Origin of the sequence: Mesorhizobium sp. WSM4311 (assembly GCF_002295115.1) — a bacterium.
GTDB lineage: Bacteria > Pseudomonadota > Alphaproteobacteria > Rhizobiales > Rhizobiaceae > Mesorhizobium.
Window position 1 is genome coordinate 212,350 of record NZ_NSFV01000008.1, and the last position, 21,129, is coordinate 233,478.

Annotated in this window: 21 protein-coding genes; 4 read left to right on the forward strand and 17 right to left on the reverse strand. The window is 63.5% G+C overall.

The features are described 5' to 3' along the window. Positions 1 to 242: 242 nt before the first annotated feature. The 6 genes from CK226_RS22295 to CK226_RS22320 all read right to left on the reverse strand — a co-directional run bounded on the left by CK226_RS22295 (position 243) and on the right by CK226_RS22320 (position 4,843). Complete coding sequence (locus CK226_RS22295; protein ID WP_095793086.1) at positions 243 to 1,022, reverse strand: pyrroline-5-carboxylate reductase; 780 nt, start codon at positions 1,020 to 1,022, stop codon at positions 243 to 245. Positions 1,023 to 1,059: 37 nt separating this feature from the next. Continuing rightward, positions 1,060 to 1,944, reverse strand: coding sequence for an aldose 1-epimerase family protein (locus CK226_RS22300; RefSeq protein ID WP_095793087.1), 885 nt, complete (start codon positions 1,942 to 1,944; stop codon positions 1,060 to 1,062). 165 nt (positions 1,945 to 2,109) lie between these two features. Further along, entirely contained in the window at positions 2,110 to 2,826 is a 717-nt protein-coding gene (locus CK226_RS22305; RefSeq protein WP_095775749.1) for a Bax inhibitor-1/YccA family protein, read from the reverse strand. 23 nt (positions 2,827 to 2,849) lie between these two features. Continuing rightward, positions 2,850 to 3,623 (reverse strand): anti-sigma factor, encoded by a 774-nt coding sequence (locus CK226_RS22310; protein WP_095775750.1) that lies wholly within the window; start codon positions 3,621 to 3,623, stop codon positions 2,850 to 2,852. Continuing rightward, positions 3,620 to 4,171: a sigma-70 family RNA polymerase sigma factor gene (locus tag CK226_RS22315; protein ID WP_095775751.1), complete on the reverse strand. Its 552-nt coding sequence runs from the start codon at positions 4,169 to 4,171 to the stop codon at positions 3,620 to 3,622. Before CK226_RS22315 ends, CK226_RS22310 begins: the two co-directional genes overlap by 4 nt. A 78-nt stretch (positions 4,172 to 4,249) precedes the next feature. Beyond that, positions 4,250 to 4,843: a histidine phosphatase family protein gene (locus CK226_RS22320; RefSeq protein ID WP_095793125.1), complete on the reverse strand. Its 594-nt coding sequence runs from the start codon at positions 4,841 to 4,843 to the stop codon at positions 4,250 to 4,252. Positions 4,844 to 5,020: 177 nt separating this feature from the next. Between CK226_RS22320 and CK226_RS22325 the strand changes: the two genes are divergently transcribed. Together CK226_RS22325 and mazG are read left to right on the forward strand one after the other, a co-directional pair. Then, positions 5,021 to 6,205, forward strand: a complete 1,185-nt coding sequence (locus CK226_RS22325; RefSeq protein ID WP_095793088.1) for an amino acid aminotransferase — start codon at positions 5,021 to 5,023, stop codon at positions 6,203 to 6,205. A gap of 80 nt (positions 6,206 to 6,285) precedes the next feature. Next, the gene (mazG, locus tag CK226_RS22330; RefSeq protein ID WP_095775753.1) at positions 6,286 to 7,110 is read left to right on the forward strand and encodes a nucleoside triphosphate pyrophosphohydrolase; all 825 of its coding nucleotides are present in this window, start codon (positions 6,286 to 6,288) and stop codon (positions 7,108 to 7,110) included. Positions 7,111 to 7,171: 61 nt separating this feature from the next. Here mazG and hflX read toward each other — a convergent pair whose 3' ends face one another. From hflX to dusB, 8 genes are all read right to left on the reverse strand, one after another. After that, positions 7,172 to 8,563, reverse strand: a complete 1,392-nt coding sequence (gene hflX, locus CK226_RS22335; protein ID WP_095775754.1) for a GTPase HflX — start codon at positions 8,561 to 8,563, stop codon at positions 7,172 to 7,174. Next, entirely contained in the window at positions 8,564 to 8,809 is a 246-nt protein-coding gene (hfq, locus tag CK226_RS22340) for an RNA chaperone Hfq (RefSeq protein ID WP_006202172.1), read from the reverse strand. Positions 8,810 to 8,954: 145 nt separating this feature from the next. Next, on the reverse strand, positions 8,955 to 9,818 hold the full coding sequence (locus CK226_RS22345) for a D-amino-acid transaminase (protein WP_095775755.1): 864 nt from the start codon (positions 9,816 to 9,818) through the stop codon (positions 8,955 to 8,957). A gap of 100 nt (positions 9,819 to 9,918) precedes the next feature. Further along, complete coding sequence (locus CK226_RS22350; RefSeq protein WP_095775756.1) at positions 9,919 to 11,280, reverse strand: sigma-54 dependent transcriptional regulator; 1,362 nt, start codon at positions 11,278 to 11,280, stop codon at positions 9,919 to 9,921. Further along, the gene (locus CK226_RS22355; protein WP_095775757.1) at positions 11,270 to 13,555 is read right to left on the reverse strand and encodes a PAS domain-containing sensor histidine kinase; all 2,286 of its coding nucleotides are present in this window, start codon (positions 13,553 to 13,555) and stop codon (positions 11,270 to 11,272) included. The genes CK226_RS22350 and CK226_RS22355 overlap by 11 nt, the downstream gene beginning before the upstream one ends. Before the next feature lie 128 nt (positions 13,556 to 13,683). Further along, positions 13,684 to 15,144, reverse strand: coding sequence for a nitrogen regulation protein NR(I) (ntrC, locus tag CK226_RS22360; RefSeq protein WP_010909344.1), 1,461 nt, complete (start codon positions 15,142 to 15,144; stop codon positions 13,684 to 13,686). Further along, a complete protein-coding gene (locus CK226_RS22365; protein ID WP_095793089.1) occupies positions 15,141 to 16,283 on the reverse strand; it encodes a nitrogen regulation protein NR(II) in 1,143 nt (380 codons plus the stop codon). The genes ntrC and CK226_RS22365 overlap by 4 nt, the downstream gene beginning before the upstream one ends. Continuing rightward, a complete protein-coding gene (gene dusB, locus CK226_RS22370) occupies positions 16,280 to 17,308 on the reverse strand; it encodes a tRNA dihydrouridine synthase DusB (protein WP_095793090.1) in 1,029 nt (342 codons plus the stop codon). The genes CK226_RS22365 and dusB overlap by 4 nt, the downstream gene beginning before the upstream one ends. Before the next feature lie 244 nt (positions 17,309 to 17,552). Here dusB and CK226_RS22375 point away from each other — a divergent pair, with 244 nt between their 5' ends. Next, the gene (locus CK226_RS22375; RefSeq protein WP_095793091.1) at positions 17,553 to 18,776 is read left to right on the forward strand and encodes a bifunctional 2-C-methyl-D-erythritol 4-phosphate cytidylyltransferase/2-C-methyl-D-erythritol 2,4-cyclodiphosphate synthase; all 1,224 of its coding nucleotides are present in this window, start codon (positions 17,553 to 17,555) and stop codon (positions 18,774 to 18,776) included. Further along, entirely contained in the window at positions 18,773 to 19,261 is a 489-nt protein-coding gene (locus tag CK226_RS22380; RefSeq protein WP_095793092.1) for a CinA family protein, read from the forward strand. The genes CK226_RS22375 and CK226_RS22380 overlap by 4 nt, the downstream gene beginning before the upstream one ends. Here CK226_RS22380 and CK226_RS22385 read toward each other — a convergent pair. From CK226_RS22385 to CK226_RS22395, 3 genes are all read right to left on the reverse strand, one after another. After that, a complete protein-coding gene (locus CK226_RS22385; RefSeq protein WP_095775763.1) occupies positions 19,258 to 19,716 on the reverse strand; it encodes a type II toxin-antitoxin system RatA family toxin in 459 nt (152 codons plus the stop codon). The genes CK226_RS22380 and CK226_RS22385 overlap by 4 nt on opposite strands. Before the next feature lie 10 nt (positions 19,717 to 19,726). After that, positions 19,727 to 20,692, reverse strand: a complete 966-nt coding sequence (gene lipA / locus CK226_RS22390) for a lipoyl synthase (protein ID WP_095793093.1) — start codon at positions 20,690 to 20,692, stop codon at positions 19,727 to 19,729. A 137-nt stretch (positions 20,693 to 20,829) separates the two neighbouring features. After that, positions 20,830 to 21,087 carry a GlsB/YeaQ/YmgE family stress response membrane protein gene (locus CK226_RS22395; protein WP_095775765.1) on the reverse strand — a complete coding sequence of 86 codons (258 nt, stop codon included), beginning with the start codon at positions 21,085 to 21,087 and terminating at the stop codon, positions 20,830 to 20,832. Positions 21,088 to 21,129: the final 42 nt, after the last annotated feature.

Consider the following 21,129-nt stretch of genomic DNA (forward strand, 5'->3'; position numbering starts at 1 on the left):
ATGAAAATCAACGGCAATTTCCAGATGCTGGCCAACAGATAAGTTCCATAATCTATCTTATGCGACTTTCGGACGTCGTAAACGCTGGACGTTGCGCTTGCCCCATGCGTGATCCTCAAACTCCTCCGCCCGCCGACATTGACGGCCTGTCGGCGCTGACCGTCGCGCGCCTTCTGGTCAATGTGATGGGCACCATCGCCCGGCAGGTTTGAAACCCCGGACCATCCTCGCAAGCTTTCCCGTCACGTAGCGCCGGCCGCTGAAATGCGCCGATGCACGCCGTCCAGGCTTTCCGCCAGCGCATCGAAGACGTTGCGGGCCGTAAGTTCGTTCAGGACCTGCTCGTTGATGCCGCCACGGGTCGCATAATCCTGCGCCAGATGCGTGAAGTCCGCATCGGGCGCCGTCTCCGGAGCGTGTCCGAGCGCCATGAAGAGCGCGGCGATATAGTCGCGCCCCTTGGTGTCCGGCACCTCATGCGCTTTCAGCCAGCGATGGATCGTATCGAGGTACTTGAAATAGGTGGCATAGGTCGCGGTAACGACGCTCAACGCATCGAACTCGCTGGAGCTCTCGACCTCGATCACGGTCCCCAGCCCGCCGAACAAAGCGGTCATGTCCCGATCAGGCGGATAAATGATCGTCGCCCCCCGCCGCCGGGCGATCATCGGCATCGGCAGCGCTTTGGTCACGCGGCTCGCGGGTGCGGTCAGGCCGGCTATTTCCTCGCGTGACAACGTGGCGATCAGGCTGATGAGGTGATGGGTTCTCCGAAATTTCAGTTGACGCAGCACCTGGTGGGCATCTTGCGGTCGGACAGCCAGCATGACGGTATCGCAATCGTCGAGCACCGCCTGATTGTCGGCGGCAACACGTATGTTCGGATAGCGGGAAGCGAGGTTCGCCGCGATCTCTTCGTTCCGTGGCGACAACACCACCGATACCGGATCGCCATCGAGGGATTTGAGCCCGGTGACAATGGCTGAAGTCAGCGCACCTGTGCCGATGAAGCCGAGTTTCATTGGGTACTCCCAGGTGTTGGCTCAGCGGCTCGGTCGGTCACCGCCGCCCCTGCTCCAGACCGATCCGGTAGCTTAGCGAACGCTTCGCCCCCGGTTCGATCAGCATCACGCCGGGCTTGTCGCTGAACTCGCCGTTGAAATCGGCCGGGCTCGCAATACCACGCCAGGGTTCGATGCACAGGAAGGGCGCGCCGCCGGGCTTGGACCAGATGCCCAACTCTTCGGCTCCCTGCCATGACATTTCGATTGCCGGACCGCGCTCGGCTGCATATCGCACACTGGTGCTGGCGGGCCGATCCAGGATGACGGCGTCGTCATCGAACAGCCGTTCGGACAGCGCAAGCGTTCTGCCATCGATGGGCGTCGGCCGCGTTTCCGAGAGCAGAAGGCCATCCTTCAGGCGACGAACCGGCGCCGGCTCACTCGCGGCAAAGGTCAGCCGATAGGCCTCCTTGGGCAACTCCGGCAGCAACGGCCAGTTGAATGCAGGATGAGCACCGATCGAGGCCGGCAATTTCTCGTCGCCGGTGTTGGTCACTTGCAAGGTCACATCGAGCTGCTGTCGGTCCAGCGTATAGGTGACGCCAAGGCGAAAGGCGAAGGGATAATGCGCACGCGTGTCGGCGTCATCGGTGAGCACCAGCGTGCAGGAGCGGGGTCCCCTCTCCTCCCAGGTGAACGGTTTGTCTCGAGCGAAGCCGTGTTGCGTCATCGGATAGGTTCGGCCGCGATGACGCAGTCGATCGCCCTTTAGCCGGCCGACGATCGGGAACAGCACCGGCGAATGGCGCCGCCACTCCGGCCCGGCCTGCCACAGAAACTCAAATCCCCGCCCATCCTGCAGCGAAACCAGTTCGGCACCCTGCCCTGTTATGACAGCCGAGATGCCGTCGCCATGAAGCGTTTGGCTGTCCTGTGCCACATGTCCTCGCGGGCCGGTGTTGAAGGCTGGTGCGGCGGCAGACTAGCAAAACCTATTGGGGACTCAAGGTGCGGCCGGAACGATTTATGGCCGGAGGATCTCTCCTCCGGCCACCTCTCCGCATCAAGGGCGAGAACCCCCGCCCTTGCCCATGGCGGACGGTCGCTACTCGCGCTCACCGGTGAAGTTTAGCAGCAGCTGGAAGATGTTGATGAAGTTCAGGTAGAGCGAGAAAGCACCGAAAACAGCCAGCTTCTGGCGCGATTCCGCATCGAAATTCTCGGCATATTGTTCCTTGATCGTCTGCGTGTCCCAGGCGGTCAGGCCGATGAAGACGGCGATGCCGATCACCGAAATGGCGAACTGCAGCGCGGTCGAACCGAGGAAGATGTTGACGATGCTGGCGATCACCACGCCGATCAGGCCCATGATCAGGAAGGACGAGAACTGCGTCAGGTCGCGCCTGGTCGTGTAGCCGTAGAGGCTTGTGGCGCCGAACATGGTGGCGGCGATGAAGAAGGTGCGCGCGATGCTGGTGCCGGTGAAAACCAGGAACACGGAGGCGAGCGACAGGCCCATCACCGCGCAGAAGGCCCAGAACATCGCCTGGGCGCTGGCCGCCGACATGGTCTGCATCTTGAACGAAAACAGCATGACGAAGGCCAGCGGCGCCAGCATCACCACCCATTTCAACGGGCTGGAGAAGATTGGCACGTAGAGCGCCGGCGTCGATGACACCAGGAACGCGACCAGGCCGGTGACCACGAGGCCAAGGCCCATATAGTTGTAGACGCGCAGCATATGCTGGCGCAGGCCCTCGTCAAAGACGGCTCCGGCCTGGGCGCCGGCGCCGACGCGATATCCCAGATTGGGCGTGTTCATTTGCAGTCTCCTTTGTGGATCGGTCAGTAAAGCGTTCTGGCGAGCGTCTCGGCGGCGCGGTCGAGATCATGAACCCCGCTCCGCGCGACCACCGCATAGGCGACCTCGCCGATCTGGAAATAGGCCGAGGAAATGTCGCCCGACGGCGCGACGGTCGGCTTGACCACGTCGAAGGTTCCCGGCCGGATCGCAAACAGCGACACCAGGCCCATATCCTTGGTGTCGACAGCCATCTCGACGCTCGGGCCGAAGCGCGACGGGTAGATCTGCACGTCGCGCACCTTCCAGTCCTTTGGCAGTGACGGCATGACGATCGCGGTCGCCGCACGGATCTCGCCGGCACTGTAGTTGGGCGCTTCCGGCTGCGAGGGCATGGTCTCGCGCACCAGCGTCGTCCGGTGCGCGCGCACCGCCTCGTCGACATAGGCGGGCGGCTGCGGCGACGCGACGACCTTGGTCACCGACATCGGCCCGATGATGCCGTTTGCCAGCCAGCCGGCGGCAACGAAGGCGGCAACGGCTGCAGCACGCTGCAGCACGCCGAAGATGCGGCCACGGACAAGTCCCCTCTCCAGCCGCCGCGCCGCGTCAGCGGTGGCCGGCCGTGCCATGCCCTTGGAGCCGGCAAGCGCCACGCGCAGTTCATCGCGGGTCCGCAGATCCGACATGACGCGCGCGGCGGCCTCCGGGCGTGTCGACAGGAAGGCTTCGACCTCGATGCGGCGGGTGACATCCAGCTGGTCGTCGACATAGGCGTCGAGGTCAGTTTCCGTCACAGGGTCGACAAGAGCGCTCATGGCTCACCTCCCACGATGCTGAGATGATTTCTTCCGCGCGCCGGGGCGGCGTCTTCCATCTGGCGCAGTGCCGCGCGCGCCCTGCCGATGCGCGACATCAGCGTGCCCAGCGGCACGCCGGTGGCATTGGCCGCCTGCTGGTAGGAAAGCCCTTCTATGGCGACCAGATGCAGCGCCGAGCGCTGCTCTTCCGGCAGGTTGAAAAAGGCGTCCCGCACCTGCGCCAGGCGCACCGAATGTTCCTGCGGCGCCGGCGTAGCGGCGTCGGCGAGGTATCCGGCCTGTTCGATGCGCATCGCTTCCGAGCGGCGCGAGCGCATGCGGTCGACAAATGCGTTGTGGACGATGGACAGCAGCCAGGCACGCAGGTTTGCGCCCGAGCGGAAGGTGCCGCGCCGCTCATAGGCGCGCACAAGCGCGTCATGCACGAGATCCTCGGCATCCGCGCTGTCGCGCGTCAGCGACTGCGCATAGCGCCGCAGCGACCCGAGCTGTCCTATGATGTCAAAGCGTGGCATCGACCGTTTCATGCCCTGTTTACGGAGCATGTGGGGATGTTAATCCCGACCCGTGCCATTTTTCTTTGGCGGTTTCCCCGGAGGATTGCCCCTCCGCCCGCCCGGCTCTTAGGGGCGAAGTGGTTTTGCCGGTTTGGGTGTAGTCACACCGCAAGCGCGCAACACCCATCGGCGGCCGTCGCTGCGAAAATCGGTGATGCTCAGCGGCTCGATATCAATCTTCCGACAGGCGGCAAGCGGAGCACCCAGAACATGCACGATCGCGGTGCGAATGACACTGGCATGGGTCAGCGCGATGGTGTGGCCAGGCTCTGCCATCAACCGGTCCATCAACTCGGAAGCCCGGCGGCCAACGTCGGCCAGCGACTCGCCGCCATGCGGCGCTGCGTTGGGGTCGGTCAGCCAGGCGGCGATGTCGCCGGGCTGTTGGGCCTGCACGTCCTCAAAACTCTTCCCGGCCCAGCCTCCATGATCCTGGTCCGCCAGGAGCGGTTCGACCGATGCGTCCAGCGATAGCGCCTCGGCGGACTGGCGGGCGCGAAGCGCGGGCGCTGTCCATGCGCGGTCGGCGCGGCGCAGCGTCCCGCGCATCGCCTTCGCCTGCGTCAGCGAGCGCGGGTCCAGCGGCTCATCGAGCGGAAACGAACCCCGCCGGGTCGCGGCCGTGGCGCCGTTGCAGATCATCGTCAGCCGTACGAGCATGAGGCAGTCATTCCTTGAGCCGCTTTCGAAGCGAGGCATACGCTGCAATTAGAATAGCTGCTATCGTTTCGAAAGGCCGCGCCCCCGGGGTGCCGCCCTCCGTTTTGCGCAATTAAAACCGCTGGCGAAGCGCCTTCGATTTGCGTATCACTCCGCCGCGCAAACGGAACCATAACGATGTTCGAAGACCTGCAGCCAGCTCCCGCCGACAAGATCCTGGCCCTGATCGGCCTCTATCGCGCCGATCCGCGTCCCAACAAGGTCGACCTCGGCGTCGGCGTCTACAAGGATCGCGACGGCAAGACGCCGGTAATGCGCGCGGTGCGTGAGGCTGAAAAGCGGCTGCTGAGCAGCCAGGACACCAAGACCTATCTCGGGCTCGCCGGCGACACCGGCTTCAACGCGGTGATGGCCAAGCTCGCCTTCGGGCCGGGCGCGGACATGACGCGCATCCGGGCGGCACAGGCGCCCGGCGGCTCCGGTGCGCTTCGCCTGGTGGCGGAGCTGCTCAAGCGGACGCGTTCGGACGCCACGATCTGGCTGTCGGACCCGACATGGCCGAACCACATGCCCGTGATGCGCGCAGCCGGCCTGCAGATCCGCGAATATCCCTATTTCGACGCGGCCTCCGGTGCTGTTCGTTTCGACGACATGCTGGCGGCGTTGCGAACGGCCAAGAGCGGCGACGTGGTGCTGTTGCATGGCTGCTGCCACAACCCGACCGGCGCCAACCTCGATGCGGGGCAGTGGCAGGCCGTCACCGATCTGGTCGTCGAGCGCGGCCTGCTGCCGTTCGTCGACATCGCCTATCAGGGCTTTGGCGACGGCCTCGAGGCCGACGCTCTCGGCCTGCGCCTGCTGGCGGCGAAAGTTCCGGAAATGGTCGTTGCCTCGAGCTGCTCGAAGAACTTCGCCGTCTATCGCGATCGTGTCGGCGCGGCGATGGTCTTGGCCAGGGACAGCGCGCAGGCCGACGTGGCGATGAGCCAGATGCTGTCGGCCGCACGCGCCATGTATTCGATGCCGCCGGACCATGGCGCGGCGGCGGTGCGCATCGTGCTGGAAGATGCAAGCCTGCGCGCCGACTGGGAAGCCGAGTTGGAAGAGATGCGCCTGCGCATGCTGAGGCTTCGCGTGGCTTTCGCCGAGGCGCTGCGCCGGCAGTCCAACTCCGACCGCTTCGACTTCGTCGCCAGCCATCGCGGCATGTTCTCGCGGCTTGGTCTCACGGAAGCGCAGGTCGAGCGGTTGCGTGCCGAGCACGGCGTCTACATGGTTGGCGATAGCCGCATCAACGTCGCTGGATTGCCGGAGGACGGCATGGACGACCTCGCCAAGGCGATCGTCTCCGTGCTCGACTGAAGCGGCTCAGCTGTGGACAAGGCCCCCTCGCCGGCTGACAGTGTTGGCCGTGCGTCGGGTCGCAGGATAGCATCCGCCGCATGACGCCATCCAAAGACATTTCGCGCCTGATCGAGATCATGGCCGCGCTGCGCGCGCCGAGGACCGGCTGCCCCTGGGACATCGAGCAGGATTTCTCGACCATCGCGCCCTATACGATCGAGGAAGCCTACGAGGTGGCGGATGCCATCGCGCGCGGTGACCTCAACGATCTGCGCGATGAGCTCGGCGACCTCCTGCTGCAGGTCGTCTACCACGCGCAAATGGCCGAGGAAGCGGGCGAATTCGCGTTCCCGGATGTCGTCCAGGCCATCACCACCAAAATGATCCGGCGCCACCCGCATGTCTTCGGCGACGAGGAAGCCCGCGGCGCCGGCATGGCCAAGGGCATGTGGGAGAAGATCAAGGCCGAGGAGAAGGCGGAGAAACGGCAAGGCCGTCTCGCGCGCGGCCTCGACCCCGAAGACAATGGCAAGGGATTTCTGGACAGTGTTCCGGTCGCCCTGCCCGCTTTGACGCGAGCGCTAAAACTTCAGGAGAAGGCTGCCCGTGTCGGCTTCGACTGGAGCGAGGCAGCCCCCATCCTCGACAAGATCGAGGAGGAGATCGGCGAGTTGCGCGAGGCTCTGGCGAAGGGCGAGACGGCCTCGATCAAGGACGAGTTCGGCGACATGCTGTTCGCCGTCGTCAATCTCGGCCGTCATCTCAAGCTCGATTCGGAAGCCGCTTTGAGCGGCACCAACGAAAAATTCCGGACGCGCTTCCACTATGTCGAGCAGGCTCTCGAGAAGTCCGGCAACACACTGGAGAAGGCCACCCTGAACGAGATGGAAGCGCTCTGGCAGGAAGCGAAGAGCGCGAAGTAGGCCTGTAGATCGGCAATCCGGGACGGAAACGCGTTTACACTTTTCCTATAGTTGCTCCGGCCTAGCCGTTGTTTTTGCGACGCAATCGGCTTTCGATCTCTTCGCGAGCGCTTTGTGTAGCCTTGAGCGAGATGGTGGCGCTGCCGTCTTCATTGTCGGTGCGCGAAACGATATCGCCATTGCGATACAGCCAATCGACAAGGCCAAACTGTGCCGGCTCGATCGTCACCGTCAGATCTTCGAGCTCGCCGGCCATGCGCGTCTCGATGAGCGCCTTAAGCGCATCGATGCCCTCGCCGGTCACCGCCGATATGGCGATCGGCGGACCCTTGCTGCCGTCCGCGGCATCGGCAAGCAGGCGGCTCCTGTTGCCTTCGTCCAGCAGATCGATCTTGTTCCAGACTTCGATCACACGCTTGGTGTCACCGGCGTCGACACCGAGGTCGGCCAGGATGCGCTCGACATCCTCGGCCTGTGCCGCCGTGTCGGGATCGGAAATGTCGCGCAGATGGATGACGAGATCGGCCTCGACCACCTCTTCCAGCGTGGCGCGAAAAGCCGCGATCAAATGCGTCGGCAGGTCGGAGATGAAGCCGACCGTGTCCGACAGGATGATCGGCGTGCCATGCGGCAGGCGCACGCGGCGCAGCGTCGGATCGAGCGTGGCGAACAGCATGTCCTGCGCCAGTACGTCCGCCCCGGTCAGCCGGTTGAACAGCGTCGACTTGCCGGCATTGGTGTAGCCGACGATCGCCACCACCGGGAACGGCACCTTCTTGCGCTTGGCGCGATGCAGGTCGCGGGTGCGACGCACCGTTTCCAGCTCGTGCTTCAGCTTGATGATCTTTTCCTGCAACTGCCGCCGGTCGGATTCGATCTGGGTTTCGCCGGGACCGCCGAGGAAGCCGGCGCCACCGCGCTGGCGTTCTAGGTGGGTCCAGCTGCGGACCAGGCGGCCCTTCTGATAGTTGAGATGGGCAAGCTCGACCTGCAGCGTGCCTTCCTTGGTGCGGGCGCGCTCGCCAAAGATTTCTAGGATCAGCCCGGTTCGGTCCAGAACCTTGGCATGCAGTTCCCTCTCGAGATTGCGTTGCTGCACCGGGGTCAGCGGATGGTCGACGATGACCAGCTCGGCGTCGTTGTCCTTGACGAATTGGGCGAACTCTTCGACCTTGCCGCTGCCGAGCAAGGTTGCTGGACGCGGATCGTTGACCGTCACGACAGCCGTGTGGACAGGGTCGAGATTGATGGCGCGCGCAAGGCCGATCGCCTCGTCATGGCGAGCGTCGGCCGAACGCGTCAGCCGCGGGCGGTTGGTGTCGTCGTCGCCGCGCGGCTGACGAGTAAGTACAGGCACAATGACGACAGCCCGGGTCGGCCCCTTGGCTTCCGTCCCGGGATGATGCGCTGGTTTTCCGCGAACCGTGCCGTCCGCGTCCTTCTCACGTGCCAATCAGGCGCCCTGGCTTTCCTCGCCATCGAACATCTGAACCGGCTGGCTCGGCATGATCGTGGAAATGGCGTGCTTGTAGACGAGCTGGGAGTGACCGTCGCGGCGCAGCAGCACACAGAAATTGTCGAACGAAGTGACCACGCCGGTCAGCTTCACGCCGTTGATGAGGAAGATGGTGAGCGGGTTCTTGCTCTTGCGAACTGAATTCAGGAACAGGTCCTGAAGATTTTGCGATCGTTCCGCCATTGTTCTTGTCTTTCGCCGATCCCCTTCGGTTTGCAAGCCAATGCGCCAAATTGTCGGGCACATGTCAAGCGCGCAAACACCGTCTTGTCGTCAGTAACGACAAGCAGAACGAGATATATTGATGTTCATTCCACCTGTGCGGTTATCAGGCTGGACTTTTTTCCGCAATGTCAAAAAAGGCCTGCCGTAACGAAAGTGTCACTGAGCCGGGGTGCCCGTTGGCCACAGGATCGCCGTCAATGGCCACGACCGGCATGGCGATCGTCGTGGCGGAACTGATGAACGCCTCGCGCGCCGCCTTGGCCTCGGCGACGGAAAAACCGCGCTCTTCGATCTTCAGGCCGAGCTTCGCCGCAACCTCGAACATGGTCGTGCGGGTGATGCCGCGCAGGATGCCGTGATCGGCCGGTCTGGTAACCAGGACGCCGTCCCTGGTGACGATCCAGGCGTTAGACGAGCCGCCTTCCTTGACGTTGCCTTCGGGGTCGACGAACCATGCCTCCTGCGCGCCGGCCTCCTTGGCTTTTTGCTTGGCCAATACATTGGGCAGCAGTCCGACGGTCTTGATATCGACCCGGTCCCAGCGATTCTCTGGCACGGTAATGATCGAGATCCCGGTCTCGGCTCGCTTTGCTCCAGCCGCCGGATCGGCCTTTTTGGCAGTGACCACCAAAGACGGCTTGGTGTCCGCCGACGGGAACACAAACTCGCGGCTGGCGACACCGCGCGTTACCTGCACATAGACCAGGCCGTTGACGACATGGTTGCGGTTGACCACTTCGCGCAGGATGAGCGGCAGCACGTTGCGCGCGACCGGCCATGCAATCGACAGTTCGGTCAGCGAGCGGTTGAGCCGGGCAAGATGGCGCGGCATGTCGACGATGAAGCCGCGCGCCACCTCGCAGACCTCATAGACGCCATCGGCGAACTGATAACCGCGATCCTCGATATGCACGGAAGCGTTCGCGTGAGCGACATAGCGCCCGTTGACATAGGCAATGCGCGGCATTGGCGACCCCTGAAAAATCTCGGGCCTTCTTATGCGATTCCGCCGCCGCCGTAACCGGCAAATGCTTGGACCACGCGCTGTTCAGCACAGGTCCCGCGCGTCAGACGCCCAGCGACTTCAGTTTGCGGTGCAGCGCCGAGCGCTCCATCCCGATGAACTCGGCGGTCTTCGAGATGTTGCCGCCAAAGCGGTTGATCTGGGCGATCAGATAGTCCTTCTCGAACTGTTCGCGCGCCTCGCGCAGCGGCAGCGCCATGATGTGCTGGTCGGACTGATTCGGCGTGCGCGGCATGACATCGCCGATCTCGGACGGCAGAAGGTCCGCGGTGATCGGCGCATCGACGTCGTCGCCGCGCGCCAGGATCATCAGGCGCTCGACATTGTTGCGCAGCTGACGCACGTTGCCCGGCCAATTGTGCGCCTGCAGCACGGCAAGCGCATCGTCGCCGATACGGCGCGGCTTGATGCCGGCCTGGCGGGCGATCTGCTTCATGAAATTGTCGACGAGATAGGGAATATCCTCGCGCCGTTCGGCCAGCCCCGGCACCATCACCGGAACCACCGCCAGGCGATGATAGAGATCCTCGCGGAAACGCCCGTCGGCGATCATGGCTTCCAGGTTCTGCGAGGTCGAGGAGATGATGCGGACATCGACCTTGACCCGTTTGGTGCCCCCTACCCGCTCGAACTGCTGCTCGACCAGCACACGCAGGATCTTGTTCTGCGTCTCGCGCGGCATGTCGGCCACTTCATCGATGTAGAGGATGCCGCGATGGGCTTCTTCCAGCGCGCCGACCTTGCGCTCGACACCGTTCGATTCGGTACCGAACAGTTCGATCTCCATGCGCTCGGGCGTGATGTTGGCAGCGCTCAGGGTCACGAACGGCCCGCCCTTGCGGGCCGACAGCGTGTGGATGGCGCGCGCCGCCAGTTCCTTGCCTGATCCGGACGGGCCGATGATCATCACACGGCTGTTGGTCGGCGCGACGCGCTCGATGGTCTGGCGCAGTTGGCTCATCGCCGACGACATGCCGATCAGGTCGAAGGTTTCGCCGCTGCGCTGCTTGAGGTCGGAAACCTCGCGCCGCAATTTCGAGGTTTCGAGCGCACGCTCGGCGATGAGGATCAGCCTGTCGGCCTTGAACGGCTTCTCGATAAAATCGTAGGCGCCACGGCGGATGGCCGAGACCGCCGTTTCGATGTTGCCGTGACCGGAGATCATCACCACCGGCAGAGTGGGATGCATGGTCTTGATCTCGTCGAGCAGCGCCAGGCCGTCCAGGCGCGAGCCCTGCAGCCAGATGTCGAGGAAAATCAACCTCGGCGCCCGATCGGCTATGGCCGCCAACGCGCTGTCGGCGTCAAATGCCGTACGGGTTTCGTGACCTTCGTCGCTCAGTATGCCTGCGACGAGCTCGCGGATGTCTTCCTCGTCATCGACGATGAGAATATCAGACGCCATTACCGACCTTTTCAGTTTCTCTTTCGTGTTCCGTCTTGCCTTCGCCGCGCAACGGCGTGACGGCCGCGGGCGGCAGGATGATGCTGATCATCGCCCCGCGGCCACCATGGAAGTCCGCAGGCGCATCATGAAGTTCCAGCCTGCCGCCATGGTCCTCCACGATCTTCTTGACGATAGCGAGACCAAGCCCGGTGCCCTTCTCGCGCGTGGTCATATAGGGCTCGAGCAACCGTTGGCGATTCTCCCGCGGCAGGCCTTTGCCATTGTCGATGACGTCGATTCGAATCGCGCCATTCTGACGGCCGGCTTGAATCCGGATTATGCCGTGCGAGCCGTCCTTTTGTTCCAGTCCGTCGATCGCCTCGGCGGCGTTCTTGATCACATTGCCGAAAGCCTGCGCCAAAAGGCGGCTGTCGAACGTGCCCTTGAGCGGTTCGTTGCCGAAAATCCGCTCGAAGGTGATGTCGGCGCGGCTGACTTCGACCAGGAAGGACGCCTCACGCAGCGATTCGCGCAGATCGATGGCTTTCATCTCGGGCTTGGGCATGCGCGCGAAGGCGGAGAATTCGTCGACCATCCGGCCGATGTCCTCGACCTGCCGGATGATGGTGTCGGTGCATTGGTCGAAAACCTCACGGTCTTCGGTGATGACCTTGCCATAGCGGCGCTTGATGCGCTCGGCCGAAAGCTGGATCGGCGTCAGCGGGTTCTTGATCTCGTGGGCGATGCGCCGCGCCACATCGGCCCAGGCGGAAGAACGCTGCGCCTGGACCAGATCGGTGATGTCGTCGACGGTCACGACGTAGGATTTCTCCTCCGAGCCGTCATCGCCCGCCTCGACGGTGATCTGCACGTTGAAAGTACGCTCGGTCCCGGCGCGGAAAAACGTCACCTGCTCTCGGTAGACGGGCTTGCCCGACTGGCGACCGATCTCGAAGACACGGCCAACATGCGGCAGAATGGCGGAAAGGTTCTGCCCGAGTGCGGCACTGGCGGAGACGGCCAGCATCGATTCGGCTGAACGGTTGACGATGGTGACGATGCCGTAGGGATCGACGCCGATGACGCCGGCGGTGACACCGGCAAGCACGGCTTCGGAAAAGCGCCGCCGTTCGTCGATCAGGTCCTTTGCCGACAGGATCTCGTTGCGTTGCGATTTGAGCTCCAGCAGCATCTTGTTGAAGGTGTCGCCCAGCGAGGCGACGTCGCCGTCGGAAGGCCTGACCGGAACCGCGACGTCCAGATTGCCTGTCGCCACCTCGTCGGCAGCGCCGATGAGCTGGCGAATCGGCCGCACGAGACGGTCGGCGACCGCGATGCCGGTCCAGATTGCCGACAAGATGATGATCAGGGTCAGCGACAGATAGGGCAGCGCGAAGGCCACTTGCGAGGTGCGCCTGTTGTCTTCGAGATTGCGATACTCGTCGGTGTTGGACCTGACGATCTGCCGCGCCTTGATCACCTCGGGATCGACAAGGCGGATGGTGTAGAGGTAGAGGCCCTCGATCTCGCGCAGCTTGACGATGGCGCCCATGATGTTGCGGGTGCGAGGCTCTATCAGCACCGGTTTGCCGTCGGTGGCGCTACTGACCGCGCCTTCCGGCGGTTCCGGCATGGCGAAATCGGCATCGGTCTGCGCGCTCATGACGAACGAACCGTCGGGCTTGATCAGCGCCGCATGGGCCAGCGACCGGCCCACCGCCTCCTTGTTCAAGAGGTCGAGAAAGCCTGTGCGATCAAGGCCGTAGAGTGTTCGCGACGCGTCGAGATCATAGGCCATCGACAGCGTCGTGCCCTGCAAGTTGCGGGCATTTTCCTGAACATAGGCATCGGCGATCGATAACGAGGAATTGACGATCGTCTTGGTGCGAATCTCGAACCAGCGATCGAGGCCGATATCGAGCGTGATCGAGGCGATAATGGCCACCATGATGGCGGGAATGGCGGCAACCAGCGCGAACATGGCAACGATGCGCACATGCAGCCGCGAGGCCGCCTTGCCATGCCGGCGCGCCATGACGATGCGATGCACCTCGCGCCCGACCAGCGCCATGAGGAACAGCACGAAAGCGGCGTTAAGCGCGATCAGCGCCCAGGTCGTCCTGGCGTCAGGCGCGATCGGCGTCGCGCCGACCAGGATAGTGAATGAAATGGCCGCCATGACCAGCGCGCCGACGACCGCCACCACGCCGGGCAGCGCCAGCAAGCGGCGTCCGTCGCGCGCGCCGGGTTCGCTGAATAGCGGTTGGTTGAGTACAGGTGCCTGCGGAGCCATGTCGCCGTCTGGGAGCCAATGATTGCGTCCGATCTATGCAACGCATTGTGGCGATTATGCAACAAGTGTGACAATGGCGGAAATCTTTCGCCGCTCAGTCCCCTGAAAAGAGTGCGTCAGACCAGCACTCAGCCCGGCCGCGACGATTTATAGACGTTGACGCCCAGTTCGCGAATCTTCTTGCGCAGCGTGTTGCGGTTCAGCCCCAGCAGTTCCGCAGCCTTGATCTGATTGCCGCGGGTTGCCGTCATCGAGGCCAGGACCAGCGGATATTCGACTTCGGACAGGATGCGCTGGTAGAGCCCGGCTGGCGGCAATTCGCCGGCAAACGAGGCGAAATAGCGCTGCAGGAAATGCTCCACCGCCTGGCCGATGGAAAGGTCGTCGGGAATGAGGTTGCCGCCGCCGGGGACCACGGGGCGCTCGCCGGTCTTCAGCTCCGCCTCGATGATTTCGGCGGAGATCTCATCCTGTGAATAGAGCGCGGCCAGCCGGCGAACCAGGTTTTCCAGTTCGCGCACATTGCCCGGCCACGGGTAGCGCTTCATCAGTTCGATGCCGCCGGATGAAATACGCTTGGTCTGCAGCCCTTCCATTTCGCCGAGCTTGAAGAAGTGGCGCACGAGATCAGGCACGTCCTCGGAGCGCTCGCGCAGCGCCGGCAACCTCAGCGGAACGACATTGAGGCGATAGAACAGATCCTCGCGGAACAATCCCTGGTTGATTAGGGTGCGCAGATCCTTGTTGGTGGCGGCGACGATGCGCACATCCGTCTTGATCGGCGTGCGGCCGCCGACCGTCGTGTATTCGCCCTGCTGCAGGACACGCAGCAGGCGCGTCTGCGCCTCCATCGGCATGTCGCCGATCTCGTCGAGGAACAGCGTGCCGCCCTCGGCCTGCTCGAAGCGGCCGGTGGAGCGGTTCTGGGCGCCGGTGAAAGCGCCCTTCTCGTGGCCGAACAGTTCCGATTCGATCAGGTCGCGCGGGATCGCCGCCATGTTGATGGCAACGAACGGTCCGCCGCGACGGCGGCCATATTCATGCAGCGCGCGCGCCACCAGTTCCTTGCCGGTGCCGGATTCGCCCGAGATCATCACCGTCAGGTCGGTCTGCATCATGCGCGCCAGCATGCGATAGATGTCCTGCATGGCCGCCGAGCGGCCGACCAGCGGCATCGTTTCGGGCTGCTCGTCGGGCCGCGCATCGATTTTCGGCCGGCGGGGCTCCGACAGCGCCCGGTTGACGATATTGAGCAGTTCGGTCAGGTCGAACGGTTTCGGCAGATATTCATAGGCACCGGTCTCGGATGCACGGATTGCCGTCATGAACGTGTTCTGGGCGCTCATGACGATCACGGGCAGCTCCGGCCGCGCCTTCTTGATGCGCGGCAGCATGTCGAAGGCGTTCTCGTCCGGCATGACGACGTCGGTGATGACAAGGTCGCCTTCGCCCGCCGCCACCCAGCGCCACAAGGTCGAGGCGTTGGACGTGACGCGCACCTCGTGGCCGACGCGCGAGAGAGCCTGGTTGAGCACGGTGCGGATCGCCGCATCGTCATCGGCGACGAGAATATTGCCGCGAGCGGTCATTTGCGGTCTCCTTCACCGTCTTCTTCAGCGCCGAACGGCGTTTCCTTCCAGGCCGGCATCAGGATGCGGAAGGTGGTCCCGCGCGGGGTCGATTCGCATTCGATGATGCCGCCATGCTCGCCGACGATCTTGGCGACCAGCGCCAAGCCCAGCCCCGAGCCGTTCGGCTTGGTGGTGATGAAGGGATCGAACAGGATCGGCAGTATATCCTCCGAGACACCGGAGCCATTGTCGCGCACGCAGAATTCGAGCGGCAGCGACACGCGGTCCTGCGTGCCTGGAACCGAAACGCGGATGCCAGGCCGGAAGGCGGTCGACAGCACGATCTCGCCATGCGGGTCGCTGCCGATAGCCTCGGCGGCGTTCTTGACCAGGTTCAGGAACACCTGGATCAGCTGGTCGCGATTGGCGAATACCGGAGGCAATGATGGATCATAGTCCTCCAATATCCTGATTTTCTTCGCAAAACCGTTCTTTGCGATCGCCTTCACATGGTCGAGTACGACATGGATGTTGACGGGGTAGCGATCGATCGGCCGCTCGTCGGAAAACACCTCCATGCGATCGACCAGCGAGACGATGCGGTCCGTCTCGTCGGTGATAAGCCGGGTCAGAGCGCGGTCTTCATCGGAGGCGGACAGCTCGAGCAGTTGCGCGGCGCCGCGGATGCCGGAGAGCGGGTTCTTGATCTCGTGGGCGAGCATCGCTGCCAGGCCGGTCACAGAGCGTGCGGCACCGCGATGCGTCATCTGCCGGTCGATCTTGTCGGCCATCGACCGTTCCTGGAACATGACCACGACGGAGCCCGGGAATTCCGTCACTGGTGCGACATAGAGATCGACGACCTTCTCGATGCCGAGGCGTGGCGACGACACATCGACCCGATACTCGTTGACCGGAGCCCGACGCTCGCGCACCTGATCGACCAGGGTCAGCAGCGGACTGCCGAAGGGGACGAGCTTGGACAGCGTGTTGCGCGCCAGCATGGTCGCGCTGGAGCGAAAGAAATCCTCGGCATCGGCATTGGCGAAGGTGATGAACCCGTCCTCGCTGATCATGATCACCGGGCGGCGGATGGTGTTGAGGACGATCTGGGCGGCATCCACCATTTCAGTTCCCTGGCCAGCAGTGGCGTTCATGCGGCGCTCCGCAGGCTCAAGGGTTGCGGATCGCGCGAAAACACATTGCGCAGCAAGGCAATGACGCGGGCCGGATCGAACGTCGTCAGGATGGCCTTTCGGTGGTCGTCGGCGACGCCAACGGCATGGCGATCGAGATACCAGCCCAGATGTTTGCGCGCCTGGCGCAAACCGCTCTCGACGCCATAAAGCGCCAGCATGTCCTCGTAGTGGCCGACGATATAGTCGGCCAGAGCCGCGGGAGTCTGCGGCACGTTGGCCGCCGTTTGGCCTGCCGCAGCTGCCGCGATGCCACCGGCGATCCAGGGCGCGCCGTAATGCGCGCGACCGACCATCACGGCGTCGGCGCCGGATTGGCCGAGAATGGCGGCTGCCTCGGCCGGGGAACAGACATCGCCATTGGCAACGACCGGAATGGACACGGCTTCCTTGACACGGGCGATGGCGCGCCAGTCGGCCTTGCCCTGATAGAACTGGCAGCGCGTGCGGCCGTGCACCGTCACCATCTTGACGCCCGCTTGCTCGGCACGGCGCGCGAGGATGGGCGCATTGAACGCGCCCTCGTCCCAGCCGAGCCGCATCTTGACCGTCACCGGCACCTTGACCGCGCCGACCACAGCCTCGATCAGCGACAGCGCATGGTCAAGATCCAGCATCAATGCCGAGCCGGCATAACCACCGGTGACCTTCTTGGCCGGGCAGCCCATGTTGATGTCGATGATGTCGGCGCCCTCGCCTGCGGCAATCCGTGCGCCTTCGGCCATGTGGATCGCTTCGCGGCCGGCTAGCTGCACCATATGGACCGGCAGGCCGGAATGCCGTATGCGCAGGTCGAAGCCGGCCCTACCCTTGGCGAGTTCGCCGCTTGCCACCATTTCGGACACGACCAGGCCCGCGCCATGCGCATGGGCGCGCTGCCGGAAAGGCTCGTCGGTGATTCCCGACATCGGCGCGAGGAATACGCGGTTGCGGATTTCCACGCCGCCGACGTTCAAAGGCGCGGCCAATCTGGTTGAGTTAACCATGCACAAAAACCAAGCATGTCCATTCGTTGCACATTCTCTAGCCATATCAGCGGCAATGTGCAACGCGGAATGACGTCACATTGAGGCGCAATCGGGAAAATTCCAGAGCCTTGGGGATTTGCCGCGGCCAAGGCGCCGCGCGTCCTTCATGCCGTGTGAAGGAGGCTTTTGAGTTCATATTTGACGCACGATCTTTTCGGAAAACCAATTACACTTTTGGGGATCGTGCGCTAAGCCAATCGCCATGACTGACGGAAGTGAAAACTCGAGCGCGACAGGTGGGGTTGCGGTGGTGATCGTCGCCGCCGGCCGCGGCGCTCGTGCCGGGCAGGCCAACGGACCCAAGCAGTACCAGAACATTGGCGGCCGCGCTGTCATTGCGCACACGCTGGAGATGTTTCTGACCCATCCGCGAACCGGCCGGATCGTTGTCGCCATCCACGCCGACGACCACGAATTGTTCCGGCAAGCGGCGGGCGCACAGGCACAGCGCGTCACTGCCATCATTGGCGGACCGACCAGGCAGGAGTCCGTTCGGCTCGGGCTGCTGGCGCTGAAGGACCACGCGCCGGGCCAGGTTCTGATTCACGACGCCGTCCGCCCGTTCGTCGATGCGGAGTTGATCGACCGCACCATCGCCGCCATCGGCGAGAACGAGGGGGCGTTGCCCGCCCTGCCCGTCGCCGACACGCTGAAGCGCGAGTCGGCCGCCGGCGTGGTCGCGGAGACCGTTTCCCGCAGCGGGCTGCACGCGGCGCAAACGCCGCAAGGTTTTCCCTACGGGCCGATCCTTGCCGCGCACGACAGGGCCTACCAACTGGGCAGGCTGGATTTCACCGATGACGCGGCCATCGCCGAATGGGCGCAGATACCAGTCAATCTCGTTCCGGGCTCGCCGGACAATGTCAAACTCACCTGGGCACGGGACATCGCCATGGCGCACCAGCGGCTTTCCAGCGAACGCACGCATTTCCCCGACATCCGCACCGGCAACGGCTACGATGTCCACGCCTTTGAGCCCGGCGATCACGTCACACTGTGCGGCGTCGCCATTCCACATGACAAGAAACTGTCCGGTCATTCCGATGCCGATGTCGGCCTGCACGCCTTGACCGACGCCCTGCTGGCAACCTGCGGCGCCGGCGACATCGGCACGCATTTTCCGCCATCCGATCAGCAGTGGAAAGGTGCGGCGTCGCGGATCTTCGTCGAACACGCGGCGAAGCTGGTGCGCGAGCGCGGCGGACGCATCGCCAATGCCGACGTCACATTGATCTGCGAGGCGCCGCGCGTCGGGCCGCATCGCGAGGCGATGACGGCAGCCCTGTCGCGGATGCTGGGGATTTCCGCCGACCGCATCTCGATCAAGGCGACAACCAACGAAAAATTGGGCTTTGTTGGTCGTGAAGAAGGCATTGCGGCGATCGCCACCGCCAGCGTGGTGTTCCCCGGCGAGGTGCCGGAATGAGCAACGCCGAACTGGCCATTGCCCTGTTCGAGGCCTGCCGCGAACGCGGCATCATGGTGGCGACGGCGGAAAGCTGCACCGGCGGCATGATCATCGCCGCGCTGACCGACATTGCCGGTTCCTCGGCCGTGGTCGATCGCGGCTTCATCACCTATTCCAACGACGCCAAGATGGACATGCTTGGCGTTTCAGCGGCGACGCTCGAGGCGCATGGCGCGGTGTCCCGCGAGACGGCGATCGAGATGGCGGCCGGAGCACTTGCCCGTTCGCGAGCGGGACTAACCCTTGCGGTCACCGGCATCGCCGGGCCAGGCGGCGGTTCGGCGCAGAAGCCTGTCGGCCTGGTGTGGTTCGGCGTCGGATTGGAAGGCCAAACCGTGACGGCCGAACACAGGCAGTTTGCAGATAAGGGCCGCGATTTCATCCGCCGTGAGACGGTCGGGCACGCCCTGGAGCTTGGGCTGCGAGCGCTTGGCCGGATTTAGGTCGACGACGCGACGCCATAGATGACGTCGGCACGCTTTTCGAAAGCCTCGGCGAACATGCGGAAGGCACGGTCGAACATGGTGCCCATCAGCGCGCCCAGGATACGGCTCTTGAACTCATAGTCGATGAAGAAGCGAACGGCACAGCCGGCGCCATCGGGCTCGAAACGCCAGACATTGCTCAGATATTTGAACGGACCATCGATATACTTCACGTCGATGGCGTTCTCGTCGGGCTTCAAAAGCACCTGCGTCGTGAAGGTCTCGCGGATCGCCTTGTAGCCTATGCTCATGTCGGCCAGGAGAACGGTACGTCCGTCACGCTCCTTGCGCGAGCGTACCGTCAGCGCTTCGCAAAGCGGCAGGAATTGCGGATAGGCCTCGACATCGGCTACCAGCGCAAACATCTGTTGCGGCGTATGGGCGACGCGGCGGGTGGCTTCGAATTTCGGCATTCAACCAGCGCTAGACCGACTTCTGAAGCTGTGCTTCCCGCGCCGCGCGGAGCCGGGCGAAATCGTCGCCGGCATGGTGCGATGAGCGCGTCAGCGGGCTCGATGCCACCAGCAGGAAACCCTTGGTCCGGCCAATCGTCTCGAAGGACTTGAACTCTTCGGGCGTGATGAAGCGGATCACCGGATGGTGCTTCTTCGACGGCTGCAGATACTGGCCGATGGTCATGAAGTCGACATTGGCCGTGCGCAGATCGTCCATCAGCTGCAGGATCTCGTTCCGCTCCTCGCCCAGGCCGACCATGATGCCGGACTTGGTGAAGATCGACGGATCGAGTTCCTTGACCCGTTGCAACAGCCGGATCGAGTGGAAATAGCGGGCACCCGGCCGAACCTTCAGATAATTCGACGGCACGGTTTCGAGATTGTGGTTGAAGACGTCGGGCTTGGCCGCCACCACAATCTCCAGCGCGCCGTCCTTGCGCAGGAAATCAGGCGTCAGGATTTCGATCGTCGTCGACGGCGTTGCCGCGCGGATCGCGCGGATGACATCGGCAAAGTGCTGCGCACCGCCATCGGCAAGATCGTCGCGGTCGACGGAGGTGATGACGACGTGGCTCAGCCCCATCTGCCTGACGGCATGCGCGACGCGGGCCGGCTCGTCGGGGTCGAGTGCGGTCGGAATACCGGTGGCGACATTGCAGAAGGCGCAGGCGCGCGTGCAGATCTCGCCCATGATCATGAAGGTGGCGTGCTTCTTGTCCCAGCACTCGCCGATGTTGGGGCAACCAGCCTCTTCGCAGACCGTCACCAGCTTGTGCGATTTGACGATCTCGCGTGTCTCGGCATAGCCCTTGGAGACCGGCGCCTTGACGCGAATCCAGTCCGGCTTGCGCAACACCTCCTGGTCGGGCTTGTGCGCCTTCTCGGGGTGCCGCAGCCGTGGCGCGTTGGCGATCGTGTCGAGGACAGTAACCATCTGGACCCTGGCTTTTCTCGCGACCGCCCGTCGGCGATCGTCACTTCATCGTCATCTAGGACTTTTCGGCGCAAAGAAAAAGGCAGCGGCGGCGCATGCCGCTACAACCGTTTTCGCATAGCCGGGAACGGTACCGACTAGCGGCGCACCAGGCGACCGACCCAGATCAGCAGGCAGGCACCGATGAAGCCGGTGATCAGATAGGCGGTCCAGCCGACGCCGAACGGGCCGAAATTGAGCGCCTGCAGGATGGCGTTCAACACGATCGCTCCAACGATGCCCATGATAATGTTCATGAAAATGCCAGTGTTGCTCTTCATGACCATTTCGGCGAACCAGCCTGCCAGGCCGCCGATAATGATGGCTGCGATCCAGCCCACGCCGTTCAAGTGCATATGCCTTCTCCTTGCGCGCGTAAAAATGCATGCGGAAACGAG

Excerpts from the sequence above, each read along its gene's own strand:
- CK226_RS22350 (WP_095775756.1), bottom strand. The coding sequence starts at position 11,280 with ATGGCGTCTGATATTCTCATCGTCGATGACGAGGAAGACATCCGCGAG.
- CK226_RS22395 (WP_095775765.1), bottom strand. The coding sequence starts at position 21,087 with ATGCACTTGAACGGCGTGGGCTGGATCGCAGCCATCATTATCGGCGGC.
- dusB (WP_095793090.1), bottom strand. The coding sequence starts at position 17,308 with ATGGTTAACTCAACCAGATTGGCCGCGCCTTTGAACGTCGGCGGCGTG.
- CK226_RS22345 (WP_095775755.1), bottom strand. The coding sequence starts at position 9,818 with ATGCCGCGCATTGCCTATGTCAACGGGCGCTATGTCGCTCACGCGAAC.
- CK226_RS22295 (WP_095793086.1), bottom strand. The coding sequence starts at position 1,022 with ATGAAACTCGGCTTCATCGGCACAGGTGCGCTGACTTCAGCCATTGTC.
- CK226_RS22385 (WP_095775763.1), bottom strand. The coding sequence starts at position 19,716 with ATGCCGAAATTCGAAGCCACCCGCCGCGTCGCCCATACGCCGCAACAG.
- lipA (WP_095793093.1), bottom strand. The coding sequence starts at position 20,692 with ATGGTTACTGTCCTCGACACGATCGCCAACGCGCCACGGCTGCGGCAC.
- CK226_RS22365 (WP_095793089.1), bottom strand. The coding sequence starts at position 16,283 with ATGAACGCCACTGCTGGCCAGGGAACTGAAATGGTGGATGCCGCCCAG.
- CK226_RS22355 (WP_095775757.1), bottom strand. The coding sequence starts at position 13,555 with ATGGCTCCGCAGGCACCTGTACTCAACCAACCGCTATTCAGCGAACCC.
- CK226_RS22380 (WP_095793092.1), top strand. The coding sequence starts at position 18,773 with ATGAGCAACGCCGAACTGGCCATTGCCCTGTTCGAGGCCTGCCGCGAA.
- CK226_RS22325 (WP_095793088.1), top strand. The coding sequence starts at position 5,021 with ATGTTCGAAGACCTGCAGCCAGCTCCCGCCGACAAGATCCTGGCCCTG.
- hfq (WP_006202172.1), bottom strand. The coding sequence starts at position 8,809 with ATGGCGGAACGATCGCAAAATCTTCAGGACCTGTTCCTGAATTCAGTT.
- CK226_RS22310 (WP_095775750.1), bottom strand. The coding sequence starts at position 3,623 with ATGAGCGCTCTTGTCGACCCTGTGACGGAAACTGACCTCGACGCCTAT.
- CK226_RS22320 (WP_095793125.1), bottom strand. The coding sequence starts at position 4,843 with ATGCTCGTACGGCTGACGATGATCTGCAACGGCGCCACGGCCGCGACC.
- CK226_RS22375 (WP_095793091.1), top strand. The coding sequence starts at position 17,553 with ATGACTGACGGAAGTGAAAACTCGAGCGCGACAGGTGGGGTTGCGGTG.
- CK226_RS22315 (WP_095775751.1), bottom strand. The coding sequence starts at position 4,171 with ATGCTCCGTAAACAGGGCATGAAACGGTCGATGCCACGCTTTGACATC.
- ntrC (WP_010909344.1), bottom strand. The coding sequence starts at position 15,144 with ATGACCGCTCGCGGCAATATTCTCGTCGCCGATGACGATGCGGCGATC.
- CK226_RS22305 (WP_095775749.1), bottom strand. The coding sequence starts at position 2,826 with ATGAACACGCCCAATCTGGGATATCGCGTCGGCGCCGGCGCCCAGGCC.
- mazG (WP_095775753.1), top strand. The coding sequence starts at position 6,286 with ATGACGCCATCCAAAGACATTTCGCGCCTGATCGAGATCATGGCCGCG.